The sequence below is a fragment of the Sphingomonas sp. PAMC 26617 genome, assembly GCF_000242835.1.
In the GTDB taxonomy this organism is placed as follows: domain Bacteria; phylum Pseudomonadota; class Alphaproteobacteria; order Sphingomonadales; family Sphingomonadaceae; genus Sphingomonas.
Map to the genome: position 1 here is coordinate 545,763 of NZ_JH594425.1, position 12,865 is coordinate 558,627.

The 12,865-nt window shown below is 62.4% G+C and carries 12 protein-coding genes and 1 tRNA gene; 6 read left to right on the forward strand and 7 right to left on the reverse strand.

Annotated elements, in window-relative coordinates; translation table 11 throughout:
• Positions 1 to 41: 41 nt before the first annotated feature.
• Both RH91_RS02180 and traA read right to left on the reverse strand, forming a co-directional pair.
• Positions 42 to 668: a hypothetical protein gene (locus RH91_RS02180; protein ID WP_157136834.1), complete on the reverse strand. Its 627-nt coding sequence runs from the start codon at positions 666 to 668 to the stop codon at positions 42 to 44.
• A gap of 10 nt (positions 669 to 678) precedes the next feature.
• Entirely contained in the window at positions 679 to 3,573 is a 2,895-nt protein-coding gene (gene traA / locus RH91_RS02185; RefSeq protein ID WP_010160866.1) for a Ti-type conjugative transfer relaxase TraA, read from the reverse strand.
• Positions 3,574 to 3,745: 172 nt separating this feature from the next.
• On the opposite strand from traA, the gene RH91_RS02190 reads away from it, so the two are divergent.
• From RH91_RS02190 to RH91_RS02200, 3 genes are all read left to right on the forward strand, one after another.
• Positions 3,746 to 4,066, forward strand: coding sequence for a conjugal transfer protein TraD (locus tag RH91_RS02190; protein WP_010160867.1), 321 nt, complete (start codon positions 3,746 to 3,748; stop codon positions 4,064 to 4,066).
• 19 nt (positions 4,067 to 4,085) lie between these two features.
• Complete coding sequence (locus tag RH91_RS02195; protein ID WP_029623534.1) at positions 4,086 to 4,304, forward strand: conjugal transfer protein TraD; 219 nt, start codon at positions 4,086 to 4,088, stop codon at positions 4,302 to 4,304.
• Positions 4,305 to 4,699: 395 nt separating this feature from the next.
• The gene (locus RH91_RS02200) at positions 4,700 to 5,728 is read left to right on the forward strand and encodes an IS110 family transposase (RefSeq protein ID WP_157136983.1); all 1,029 of its coding nucleotides are present in this window, start codon (positions 4,700 to 4,702) and stop codon (positions 5,726 to 5,728) included.
• A gap of 236 nt (positions 5,729 to 5,964) precedes the next feature.
• Here the strand turns inward: RH91_RS02200 and RH91_RS02205 are convergent, their stop codons facing one another.
• From RH91_RS02205 to RH91_RS02215, 3 genes are all read right to left on the reverse strand, one after another.
• A complete protein-coding gene (locus tag RH91_RS02205) occupies positions 5,965 to 6,888 on the reverse strand; it encodes a nucleotidyltransferase and HEPN domain-containing protein (protein WP_010160870.1) in 924 nt (307 codons plus the stop codon).
• 71 nt (positions 6,889 to 6,959) lie between these two features.
• A complete protein-coding gene (locus RH91_RS21190; RefSeq protein WP_010160871.1) occupies positions 6,960 to 7,301 on the reverse strand; it encodes an RNA polymerase sigma factor in 342 nt (113 codons plus the stop codon).
• Positions 7,298 to 8,215, reverse strand: a complete 918-nt coding sequence (locus tag RH91_RS02215) for an ArdC family protein (RefSeq protein WP_037478469.1) — start codon at positions 8,213 to 8,215, stop codon at positions 7,298 to 7,300. The genes RH91_RS21190 and RH91_RS02215 overlap by 4 nt, the downstream gene beginning before the upstream one ends.
• Before the next feature lie 716 nt (positions 8,216 to 8,931).
• Between RH91_RS02215 and RH91_RS02220 the strand changes: the two genes are divergently transcribed.
• On the forward strand, positions 8,932 to 9,138 hold the full coding sequence (locus RH91_RS02220; RefSeq protein ID WP_029623535.1) for a helix-turn-helix transcriptional regulator: 207 nt from the start codon (positions 8,932 to 8,934) through the stop codon (positions 9,136 to 9,138).
• Positions 9,139 to 9,314: 176 nt separating this feature from the next.
• On the opposite strand, the gene RH91_RS02225 is transcribed toward RH91_RS02220, so the two are convergent.
• Both RH91_RS02225 and RH91_RS02230 read right to left on the reverse strand, forming a co-directional pair.
• Positions 9,315 to 10,520 carry a tyrosine-type recombinase/integrase gene (locus RH91_RS02225; protein WP_029623536.1) on the reverse strand — a complete coding sequence of 402 codons (1,206 nt, stop codon included), beginning with the start codon at positions 10,518 to 10,520 and terminating at the stop codon, positions 9,315 to 9,317.
• Between the two features lie 227 nt (positions 10,521 to 10,747).
• Positions 10,748 to 10,834, reverse strand: a tRNA-Leu gene (locus RH91_RS02230).
• Between the two features lie 97 nt (positions 10,835 to 10,931).
• Here RH91_RS02230 and RH91_RS02235 point away from each other — a divergent pair.
• Positions 10,932 to 11,867: a complex I NDUFA9 subunit family protein gene (locus tag RH91_RS02235; protein ID WP_010160875.1), complete on the forward strand. Its 936-nt coding sequence runs from the start codon at positions 10,932 to 10,934 to the stop codon at positions 11,865 to 11,867.
• 51 nt (positions 11,868 to 11,918) lie between these two features.
• Positions 11,919 to 12,728 (forward strand): undecaprenyl-diphosphate phosphatase, encoded by an 810-nt coding sequence (locus RH91_RS02240; RefSeq protein ID WP_010160876.1) that lies wholly within the window; start codon positions 11,919 to 11,921, stop codon positions 12,726 to 12,728.
• Positions 12,729 to 12,865: the final 137 nt, after the last annotated feature.

Here is a 12,865-nt window from a genome sequence, read left to right on the forward strand (position 1 = left end):
AAAATGGCCCTGAAAGCAGCCCATCCGCCCGCCCAAACCCGCTAACGTCGCCTGCGACGATGGGGCTTCGGGGTTTCTGCGACCGGGCTGGGTGACGCGCTCGGGATCGGTATTGGCGCGGGTTTATCCAAAGCCAACAAGCGCACACCTGCCTGCCGACGGTCCATCCGCATCGTGCGCGTAGCCATCCATTCCGGTGCAGCCCAACGTGCCGGCAACGCGCGCATGACCACGCCCGGCAGTATCGACCAAAGCAGGATGCCAAGGAAAAACCCACCCGCCGCCGCCAGCATCAGGTGCCGCTTCTGCACCCTAGCGGCATCCACTTGCTGGATCGCAAGTCGGAGCTGGTGGACCAAGGTCGCAGATGTCGCATGCGCGGTTTGCAGCAAATCGGCGTCTTTAGCGCGCACCTGCTCGCTTGCCTTGACGATCGAAGCACCGAGATTGCCCGGCGTCAGGCGCATCGCGGGGCTCTCCCCGATCGCTGCCAAGCTCGCGGAGATTGTGCCGAGCCGGTCATCCATGGCTTTGAGCGTTTCGGTATAGTCGGGCTGCTCGCTATGCTCGGCGGCCAACCCCTGGGTCGCGCGAAGCGCCAGACTCACCTCTCGCCGGAGGGCATCAAAAGCGCGAACGGGATCGTCGATGCTGGCATTCTGGTCCATGCCCAGGATCCTACCGTCCAATACCAAGACCATGCGAGAGGCCGAGATTTCGCTGGAGCTCGTGGGACATTGATTCATATCCAGGCATGCCGATTCCGAGCTCCCTACCACGCTGACGCAGCAGCGACTCGACCTGAGCGTCGCGCTCGAGACCCTTTGCCATGGCGCCCATCTGCTGCCGGACATGGCGCTCGCCGGTAAAGTCGCCGGACCGCTCAAGCCCGGTACGGTGCGTGTCCAGCTTCTTCCAGTCATCGATGAACCGATCTGCGCGCCGCACTGGATCGGTGCGGATTTCGCGCTCAATCGCCATCGCTTGAATCGCCCTCCCGGAGCGGCCCTGTTGCAATTCCTGCGCGAGCTCGGGGTTGCGGCTCAGCGCAGCGCGCAGATCGCGTGCGCCATCCGGCTGAACCTGCTCGAGCGCCGTTTGTGCTTTGGCGAGTGCTGCTTGCTGGTGCGGCAACGCTGCGCGACCGGTGCGGTCGGCGGCATCGACCTCGGCGAACGCTGCCGCATATCGGCGCACGGCCGCGCCGATATCGCGCGAGGGATCCATCGCCATCGACGCCTCTTTGGAAACCGCCAGTTTGAGGCCGTCAAACATGCTGCGCGGTCGTTCTGGCGCCGACTGTGGGGCATCGACGTTCAGGCGCAGGCCGGCAAACGGATTGCGTGCAGGTGTAGGTTGATCGGCGCTCGCCTGCTCGGGCGCCCGGCCATAATCCGACGCCATGTCCTTGCCACGCTCACGTGACAATGCGCGCACCAGCTTGCCCTGATCGCTGAAGTCGTCGCGACCGTAATGCAGATCGACGCTGTCGCGGTGGCGCGACAGTGCGACATAGGCGGCGTGACGATCGAGTCCCGGCGTCGCCAGCACGTGCACCCGATCGACGGTCACGCCTTGCGCTTTGTGCACGGTGGCGGCGTAGCCGTGATCGATCTGGTTATAGTCCTTCACGTCGAACGCGATCGAACGACCATCGTCGAGCATCACCGCCATCCGGCTCTGCGTGACCGACTGCAGGCTCCCGAGCGTACCGTTCTTCACCCCCAGCTCGCGCTCGTTCTTTAGGAACATCACCCTGTCGCCGGCCGCAAACTGCCGCCCGCCGCGTTCGGTGTTGATCGCGATATCCTCGCCAAGCTGATCGCTTGAACGAAGCCGATCGCGCGCGGCCACGTTGAGCGCGTGCACTTCGTCGTTGGTGTGAGTCAGGATGATCCGGGTCGCGTCAGGCGCGGCGGCCCGATCGCGATCCCAGCGATCGATCAGTTGCTCGCGTGCCCGCTCGCGGGTCTCAGCGGCATGCACGCTGCCACGCTCGTCATACGCCGCAACCGCATCAGCGGTGCGACCGGTCGCCAGCTCGCGCGTCGCGTCGCGCTGCCAGTCTTCGCGCTGGCGGCGGATCTGCGTGATCTCGACGCTGCCGTGTCGTTCGGCAGTCGATCGGAACGCAGCGCCGGCCTCGATCGCCTGAAGCTGTTCGGGATCGCCGACCAGCACGAGCTTGGCGCCGCGCTTCTCAGTTTCCGCCACCACGCGTTCCATCTGACGCGTGCCAATCATGCCGGCCTCGTCGATCACCAGCACCGAGCGCTGATCGAGCAACTCTCTACCTTGACCCCATTGATGCTCCATGCTCGCGATCGTGCGCGATGCGATGCCAGAGCCACTCTCGAGATTCTCCGCGGCGATGCCCGACAAGGCAATGCCGTGGACGCTGTAGCCAGCGCTCTCCCACGCCTCGCGCGCCACACCGAGCATCGCCGACTTGCCCGTGCCGGCATAGCCGACGACGACGCCGAGATCCTTGCCGTCGGTGACGTGATCGAGCGCGCTGCGCTGTTCGGCGGACAGCACCAAGCCGCGGTCTGCCGCGCGCGCTAGCGCGGCGTCGCGGTGTCGGTCGGGAACAGCGTGCTGGTCGCGGTTCGCCATCATGCCGGTGGCACGTTCGAGACGCTGTTCGGTCTCGATCATATCCCGACTGGTGAAGCGCAGCTCGCCGCGACCGTCTTTGCCCAGCTGCACGAGCTCGGGCGCGGATTTGACCGCCGCCATCACCTGGTCGAACTGATCCTTGCCGTCGCTGTGCCGATGCACGAACATCGCCAGATCGCGAGCGGTGAACGTTGCCTGGTTGTGCGTGATCACATCGAGCGCGAGCGCCGGGTTTGCGAGGAGTTTCTCACCGTTGGCGCGCGCGATTTCGGCGTGCTCGGCAAGCCGCTCGGACTCCAGCCCTTGCTCGGCCATGCGCGATGCAGCCGGGCCAATCTTGTTCTGTGGCTCGAGGTCGATCCCCTGCGCCTCCAGCGATCGGTGATCGACGCGCGCATCGATGTCGAGTTCAGCAAGCCGGGTGTTGAGGTGCTCGGCCCAGCGCTCTCGCCATTTCTCCAGAAGATCTGTGCGGTTCCAGTCGCGGTTCTTCGGTCCGAATCCGTCTTCGCCCACTTCGCGCGTGGTGAGCATTACATGCGCATGCGGCTTCGCTAGCCCATCGGCGCCCATGTCCCAATGCACGTTGAGATCCGCGATCATGCCGCGGCTGACAAACTCGTCGCGAATGAACTCGCGCGCCAGCTCGATGCTCTGCTCTTTCGACAGCTCGCGCGGGATCGCGAACTCGATCTCGCGCGCGAGCTGCGCGTCGATCCGCTTCTCGATCGCCTCGACCTCATTCCAGAGGGTTTCGCGATCGGAGAGGTGCTCGGGTGCGCCTTCCGGCAGCATTACTTCCGAATGCACGACGCCGGTCTTGTTCGAGAAATCGTGATGCCGATCGAGCCGCTGATCGTGCAGCCGCGATGCCGAGCGATAGGCTGCCGATGCCAGCGCGCTCGAGCCGCTCGCCCGCGAGATCATCTTTGCCGAGAAATGGTAGATCGCCATGACGGCAATTCACTTACACTTCAAAGCGCACGTCGGCACGACGTATAAGCGCGCCCTCAAAAGATTTCATCTGTTTCGGGACTGTGTAATCCCAAGAGATTTCAGGAGATTGTGGCTGATCGACTGAGGCGATATCTGGTTCATCCTCACCCAGCAAATGAGGACGTGACCAATGCGCAAACCACGTGACTTCGATGCCGAGCTGAAGACGCTGAGCGACAAAGCTCGGCAGCTCAAAGAGCAAAAGATTCGCCAGCTCGGCGAACTGGTGATCGCCACCGGAGCCGATGCGCTCACGATCGAGCAACTTGCCGGCCTGCTGTTGGCGGGAACCGACAGCAAGGACGCGAGCGCAAAGGAGGTGTGGCGCAAGCGCGGTGCCGCCTTCTTTCATCGGACGGGCAAAGCTGGCGGCGGCACCGACAGCGACGCGCGCGGCAATCCGGCGAACGACGGCGGCGCGCTACCGGATACAGGCTCAGATCGCTCGTGACGCCGCGAGAGGCTGGGTCTTGAAGCGCCGCGAGCGAACGCGCCACTTGATCGAACTCGGCGGGCTCGTCACCAAAGCCGGGCTGGTCGAGCTTACCGACGATGATCGTGCGGTCCTGTTCGGCCTCATGATCGAGGGCGCCACGACGTTGCGAAGCGAACGCCGCGACGAAGCGCTGACGCTCTGGCGACGGCGCGGCAAACGCGCGTTTGCGCTTGCCGACAGGGAAGACGCATGAACCTGACGCGCAGACGAACGAGAGACCTCGTCTGATGCCTATCGTAGCAACTGCGGTACGCTCGAACCGATGCCGCGGGATTGCCGTGCCCGAAGTGATGCGTGAGCGGAACGGATCAGTCCTGACAGCGATTTTCAACAGCGAGCTGAAAGAGATCGGAGAAAAGTCGGGCTGTTTGCTTAGTGTCACGCTCTGTTTTTCTGAGATCGCCCACGCAACCTTGTTTGCAATTTGGATGTCGATATAAATTCGAGGTCCTTCGGGACAGGCTGGCGATTCTTCGAAACCTTGTTTTAGGTCTGTCGTCGTGAGGCACCGAACCTAGCTCCCAAAATGAAGCTCGCCGACCATCATAGTCTGCTTGGAGCCTGATGATGCAATAGCACTGGGTTGGGCTGGATGTAGGAGAGGAGTTCACCAATATATGTGTTCTGGACGGGGGCGACACCCCTGTGCTGGAATGCTCAACCGGATCGTCCGCCGCTGAGATAGCAGCCGGGCTCGGCAGCCTGAAAATGTCAGAAATCCAGGTGATGGCGATGGAAACTGGATCGGTCGCGTTGCCAGAAAAGCTTCGAAAGATTGGCTTCCCGGTCAGCGTGCTTCACGCCAGAACCGTACATCGATTTCTGTCCATTCGTCATCATAAGACGGATGCCAATGACGCGAGAGGCCTCGCGGAGATCGCCCGTCTCGGCAATCTAGCCGCGCTGGCCATTCACCCTCGAAGTACGGCATCCCAGGAACTTCGCAATCAGCTGATAATTCGGAACAGTCTGGTTTCGGCGCGGGTCGCGGCCCGGGCCACGTTACGGTCTACGCTCCGCAACTATGGAAGCGAAATCCGGCAGCTAAGTCTCGGGGAGGCACTCCGCCCGCAGATAGAGACCGAACTGGATTTTATTTCGCGCACGGTTGGATCGTCGGCGGTCACGCAGGTCGTACCGTTGCTCGACGTCTGCGAGTCTCTGGCGAAATACGTCTCATCGCTCGATCGCCAGATGCAGCGTACCGCGGCCTCAAACCCCGTCACCAGCCGGTTTTTGCAAATTCCAGGCGTAGGCCCGATCTGTGCGATCTCGTTTTATTCGGCGATCGATGAGCCCTCACGCTTTCGTCGCACGGCTGATGTGGGTGCGTATCTCGGTATGATACCCAAAATCAGCCAATCCGGTTCAACGACCTACCGGTCGCGAGTGACAAAGGCAGGGAGCGCCATGACCAGAAGTCATCTTGTGATGGCGGCAGGAGTGATGATGTCCAGGGCAAAACAGCGTTGCGCGATCAGCGACTGGGGTGTCACGCTGGCAGAAAAAGTTGGCTATCCAAAGGCCAGGATGGCCGTGGCGCGAAAGCTTGCAATGGCCATGCTCAGCATGTGGAAAGCCGACAAGATGTTCGAGCCCTACCCGCAACGATTTTAGAGCTCCGCCTTGAGCGGCAAACTAGGACTCCGAACCAAGAACTGGAGCAAAATCTCCGTCCCCCATAATGGAGCCTAGTTTGGAAAATGCTATGGTGCCGGCCGCCCCCGGGTGACCGATACGTATGTCCAGATCACCTGATTAAAGGTATTGGTGCGTCGGCCCAACGGCGTTCTCAACCCCGGCGGGCACGTTCAGCGGTTCGACGGGTCTAGTTCCCGCAGGTCTGTATCAGATCAGGCTGCGGCGCTTTGCTCGAGCGCAGCAATGTGCTCTTCGCAAATCACCTGTACGACGTGGCCGAGCGCCTCGACGCGCTCGCCGAGCCACGCGAGTTCGTCTTCACTGATACGATAATGCTTGGAGTAGCGGGCCTTGACATAGGCCTCCTTGAGTTTCTCGAAGCGGGCGCGGTCGCCCTTGGTTTCGCGTGGCCAGACTTCGATTAGCCGCGCGTCAATCCGCTCGGCCTGGGTGCGCAGAAAACCAAGGTTGTGCACGTGCGGCGTATAGAATGTGCAGACCAATAGTGCGCAGTGGTAGTAACTCTCAGTCGCTTGATGGAGCAGAAAGGCGGCTTTCTTTGAATCGCCTTCTAAAATGTAAAAACGGTACCCTTTGAAGAAGCTATCGCCGCCAGCATGCCATTCTTCAAAATACTCCTGCGCCATCGCTAGCGCCTGATCCGGCGTCTTGGGCTGAGGCTCGGGAAGATCGGTCTCGTCGCTCTGGTAGAGCGCGATCCCATCGCGGGCGATGTCGATGAAAAAATAGCGCCCGTCGGACAATCCGGCGGTTACTTCGCGCCATGTATGCACGATGAAGTTAACCGGCGTGCGGAGCGTCTTCGTGATCGCCAGCTCTCGGTTCAGCGTATCCTCGGCGGTCGACCAGAATTCGACGCGGTCGACCAGCTTCTCGTGATTGACGATAACCAGCAGATCAAAGTCAGACTGATAGCCCTTGGCGGTGTGCGGCTCATCGACCCAGCCGCCGCGCGCATAGCTCCCGTAAAGGATGACCTTCAGAATGCGCGCCTGCTTCTTCCAGTCGGACGTGGCGATCGCGGTCGCGTCGGCAAACTGCTCGAACAGGATCCGCAGGACGCGTTCGAGCTCGCGCTGTTTGGCCGGCGGCAAATGATCGAGGCTGGTCTGCATCGCGCATCATCCTAACGCCTTGATATCGGTTCGGACAGCCTCGCCGGCAAAGCCGGCGAGGCTGCGACGCGTCAGCGCCACCGAGATACGAAAGACTGCCAGCGTCGTTGCCACGGCGTTCTTTCATCGCCGTCCAGGAAGCGCGACAGCTGACACAAGGCTTGCGCCATGTGGCGCTCGACATGGTGCGGACTCAATCCCGCACTCCGCCCGATTTCGATGTAGTCGAGGCCGTCGAGCCGATGCGCGAGAAACACCTCTCGCGTCATTCGCGGCAGCGCCCGCAGCGCTCGCTCCATTGTTGCGAGTTGTGCACGATCAGCGGGCGGATCCTGCTCCCCGGACGCGCTGTCGATCGATGGATCGGAGGCGCCTAGAACGCGCGCCTCCAGCTCGTTCCGATCGTCGGTCACGCCACCGCCTCCCGATCGATCTCACCGGCGGCGGCTTCGCCAAACGCGAGCAGATAGTCGGCCGCCTTGCTGGCGGCACTCGCCGCACGAAAGATCGCCTTGTCATCCTCGCGCAGCACCGCCAGCCAGCTGCCGATGTAATCCGCATGCCGCACGGTCGGCTGGATCGACAGCGACGCACAGGCGAACGCGCTGGCCATCTCCGCGACAAGTTCCTCGCGCGCATAATCAGCGCTACCGAACCCGCCGCGCTGGTCACGATCCAACCGGCTACGATGCCCGGTCCAATGCCCAAGCTCATGCAGAGCGGTGCGATACCAGTTGATCGGCTGGACAAACACAGCCTGCGGCGGAACCGCTACGAAGTCGCCACCGGGAGAATAATAGGCTTCCCCACCACCGATCCGGAAGTCCGCACCGCTCGCCTCGATCAGCGCCCGAACCTGCGGCAGGATATCCGTCGTAGCCCGCACTTGCGCGGCGCTCGTCAATGCATCGGGCAACCCCTCGCACTGATCGACATTGAACACGGTAAAGCGCTTGAGGAACGCAATTTGTCGCGCGTCGCGGTCTTCGTCCTGCGCCCGCGTCTGCTCGTCCTTCGGGGTGAAGCGGTCGGCATAGCAAACGGTCGTCCCCCGTTCGCCCTTGCGGACATTGCCGCCCGCCGCCTGCGCCTGCCGGTAGGTGAACCAGCGCTGCGACGTGTAACGCCCCTCGATCACCGCCGCCCACGGGATCAACACGTTGATCCCGGAATAGCGTCGCCCGGTCCCCGCATTGTGCGGCATCGTGCAACCGCATGAAGCAGCATCCCACGGCTGAACCCAAGGCAACCGCCCCGCCTCCAGCTCGGCAATCACACGCGATGTCACTTCTGCATAAAGGCTCGCCCGATCGGTCTTGTCCTGCATCTTCCTCACTCCAAAACCACCGCAACCGGCGCCGGAGTGGCGGGGGTGGGCGGCAGGAGCGAACCGGCAGTCCCGAAAGAGCGGCGGGCCGCACCCAATGGGCCGAAACGAAGTGGAGGAGCTGCGCGCAGCGCAGCTTGCGACCCGCCGCGGCGGGACTAAAGGGTAGCGACGCCCACCCCCGCCAGTTTGCGTGCCGGAGGCACAACGCCATCGCGCCAGCGCGATGACCGCAGCGATCTGCAGCGCCGAAGCGCTGCCGCTCCCACCGGGAGCCTGACAAAACGCACCCACGAATCCGGCCCACCGGGCACGGCGGCGTGCGCGCGGGCGTGTGCGCCAGCCGCCGCTGTGTCCCCCGGCCGGATCGAGTGTGCCACGCGGCAACAAAGACGCTGCGACCCCTGGCGGCTTCGCAGAAGTCCGTCAGCGCGCGCTCAATTGATCCCGGCGTTCCGCTCCCCGCGGCCATGCCGCCTTCGCGTCAGCGATCGTCATCCGAACGGACCGAGACGCGCATGCGGCTCGGCGGCGCCCACGCGCTGTAGAGCACGGCCGCGCGACAGCGCGGGACGCAAACCAATGCCTCGATTTGAGGCTGCGTACGCCACAGCAAGTCCTTGCACGCCCTGGTACGAGGCCTGCGATCAACCGCTTGATTGATCAAAATCCACGCCGAACTCTTGCCGGAGAAGCATCATGAACAGGATAATGTCATGGCGATCGAAAGCTCAGACCGTATCATCCGGCTGAAGGAGGTCCTGCTGAGGACAGGCCTCACCCGCTCAACCCTCTATCGGAAGATGCAGAACGGAACGTTTCCGAGAAACGTTCAGATCAGCACACGGTGCGCCGGTTGGAGACAATCCGCGATTGACGCCTGGATGCACAATCCAATGTTTTACAGCGTCGACGACGGTTGAGCGCTGTTCAGCTACCGTCCGCCCGCCCCGGCGGTTCCTGACGCTGTCGCGACACCATTGCGGCATCTGCACGTGGCTATCACCAAAGACGAATGGTGGCCCTCCCTTCTCATGCAGCCATGTTCAAAAAAGCTTTGGAAACATCCGTTCGCTGGAAATGCTCTCTCATCCGTTGTTCAGGCCCGAACCAAAACTGAATCAGTCCCGCGTAACCGATCCAAATAGTCGCTCCACCACTGATGCATCGCGATACGCTCCTCCCAATAGAAGCCGCGATTGTAAGTACCCCGTATCGCATCCTTGTCGGCATGAGCCAACGAACGCTCGATCGCGTCTGGGCTCCATTTCCCGCTTTCATTGAGAAGAGTCGAGGCGGTCGTCCTCAAGCCGTGCGCCGTCACCTCGCCCGGGGCATAGCCCATGCGTCGGAACGCTTGGTTTATCGTATTTTCGCTGAGTGGCCTCCGCGAGGTATGAAACGCGGGGAACACGAACCCGTCGGGTCCAGTCAAAGTATGCAACTCAGCAAGATAGCCCAGTACCTGCTTTGACAGCGGGACGGCATGTGGGCGCCGCATCTTCATACGCTCCGGGGGGATTTTCCAGACCCCGTTTTCGAGATCGAATTCGGGCCACAGAGCCTGCCTGAGCTCGCCGGGGCGGGCCATGACATGGGGCGATATCTTCAGGGCGAGACGGGTGATGAGATGGCCAGAATAGGCATCGATCGATAGGAGGAGCTCGCCGACCGCCCTCGGTTCAAGGATTGCGCTGTGGTGCTCAACCTTGGGCGTGATCAACGCGCCACGCAGTACGGAGGTTGGGTCGGTCTCGACACGGCCGGTCGCCACGCCGTAACGAAATACGCGGCTGGCAAATGAACGACAGCGGCGCGCGGTTTCATGTTTGCCCTTTGCCTCAATACGTTTGAGCGCAGCCAGGACATCGACAGGCTTCAATTCGGAAATTGCTCGAGCGGCAATCGGTGCCAGTTGCTCTAAAAGCCAATTCGCTTTTGTCGTCGTCGTATCAGCCCGGCCCTCGGCGACCATCTTGTCGATATATTCCTTGGCAACATCGCCGAACGTGTTCGCCGCGTTGTATTGGGCTACCAGTTTCTCTCGCTTCCGTTCGGCAAGGGGATCGACGCCGTCACGAACCTTGGCTCTCGCCTCGTCGCGTTTGCGGCGGGCTTCTGCCAAGCCGACCTCAGGATAGCGCCCGAGCGCAATGCGATTATCCTTCCCCAGATGGGAATATTTCAAACGCCAGAGCTTCGAGCCGCTAGGATGTACCTCGATGTACAACCCGCGCTCGTCGCTACGCTTGTAAACACGATCCTCAGCCTTAAGGGATCGGATCTCTAGATCTTTAAGTGCCATGACCATCAATCCCGCGTTGAACGGTATCGATCGAAAGCAGCGCCGTATCCCGTCGAAATGGCCCGCCGGGCCACCGTTTGAATCGGGCCACCGATGGCCCGGGCCTTGGCCCACTTTGGAGTGGGATCAACTGGAATTCGGTAAGACGCCTTCGGACAAAACCAACCTGAAAGTGGCAGATTTCCGCGGTTTTGTCGATGGTTCTGGGGCGTCATAAGACGCACGAATGGTGCCCGGAAGAGGACTCGAACCTCCACGCCCTTGCGAGCGCCAGCACCTGAAGCTGGTGCGTCTACCAATTCCGCCATCCGGGCACTGGGTAGGTGGCGGGCCTTAGGGGAGCGTCGTTGGTCTTGTCAACACGCTCGATGCTAGGCAGAGGGCATATCGACATTCGAGAAGGCGCTTTCGATGAACGACAAGCTGGTGACTTTGATCGGCGGCGGGGGTTTCCTCGGCCGCTATGTGGCGCAGGCGCTGCTGGAACGGGGCGCGCGGGTGCGGATTGCGCAGCGCGACCCGCATCAGGCGTTTTTCCTCAAGACGCAGGGCGGGCTCGGGCAGACGCAATTCGTCGCGGTCGACATCACCAAGCCCGAATCGATCGCCCGTGCCGTCGCGGGGGCGGACGCGGTGGTGAACCTGGTCGGGATCCTGAGCGGTGATTTCCAGAAGATTCAGGTCGATGGCGCGCGCATCGTGGCCGAGGCCGCGGCGCGCGCCGGGGTGGAATCGCTCGTCCACATGTCCGCGATCGGTGCGGATAGCGCATCCGAATCGGCCTATGGCCGCTCCAAGGGCGATGGCGAAGCTGCGGTCCGCGCCGCCTTCCCGGCTGCGACGATCCTGCGTCCGTCGATCGTGTTCGGCCGTGAGGACCAGTTCCTCAACCGCTTCGCCGCGATGATCGGCAGCGCACCGATCGTTCCGGTGCTGCGGACGGGCACCAAGTTCCAGCCGGTCTATGTCGGCGACGTGGCACAGGCCGTCGTCAAGGCGCTCGACGAGCCCGCGATCGCCGCGGGCAAGACCTTCGAGCTCGGCGGCCCCGACACGATCACGATGGGGGCGCTGGTCCGCTGGATCGCCAAGACGACCGGGCACAAGCGCCGGATCATCGACCTCCCCGATTCGATCGGTGCGGCGATCGCCGGGTTCGGCTTCCTGCCCGGGGCGCCGATTACCAAGGACCAGTGGAAGATGCTCGCGCACGACAACGTCGTCGCGGCCGGCACGCCCGGGCTGGATGCGTTCGACATCACGCCGACCCCGCTCGATGCGGTCGCGCCGGCGTGGCTGGTGCGATACCGCAAGGGCGGTCGTTTCTCGATGCCCGTCGCGGCCTGACACACGCGACCGTCGCACATCGATCCCGCAGGATCCTGAAAGGGAACGTTCGTGAACGAAATCATCAGCATCATCCTCCTCGGCATCGTCGAGGGGGTCACTGAGTTCCTGCCCGTCTCCTCGACCGGCCATTTGATCCTCGCGACCAAGCTGCTCGGCTATGATGCAGCGCGCTGGGGTGCCTTCAACGTGATCATCCAGCTGGGGGCGATCCTCGCGATCGTGGCGCTCTATTGGCGGACGTTCTGGGCGGTCGGCATGGGGGTGATGAAGCGCGAACCCAAGTCGCTGCTGTTCGTCCGCAACGTGCTAGTCGCCTTCGTTCCGGCCGCCGTGATCGGCCTTGCGATCCACAAGCAGATCGAGGCGTTGCTCGGCAATGCCGAGGTGGTGGCGATTGCGTTGATCGTCGGCGGGTTTGCGATCATCGCGGTCGAGCGGCTTGCCCCCAGGAGCGATATCGTCGGAGTCGCCGACATTCCCTTGCCCAAGGTCATCGGGATCGGCTTCCTGCAGTGCCTGGCGATGGTCCCCGGCGTCAGCCGGTCGGGCGCGACGATTCTTGGCGCGCTCGCGCTCGGTGTCGAGCGGCGGACGGCGGCGGAGTTCAGCTTCTTTCTCGCGATCCCCACGATGCTGGGCGCGACGACGCTCGAACTCGTCAAGAACCGTCATGAGTTGATGAGCGGGCAAGGGGTTGGGCTTGGCGCGATCGCGCTGGGATTTGCCGTGGCGTTCGTCGTCGCCCTGTTGGTGGTAAAATGGTTCATCGGGGTCGTGACACGGTACGGTTTCGTGCCCTTCGCGGTGTACCGGATCATCGCGGGTGCCGTTGCCCTGGCGTGGCTTTCCACGTTTTAGGGCCGTATCGGTTCTTTCGGGCAGCTGTTGCCAACGGAATATCCTGTCGGGCGCCTTGCCGAACGCTATTTATGTCACGTATGCTGACCTATGTTGTGGATTCAAGGTGACAGCGACATAATAGTGCGATATGCGCC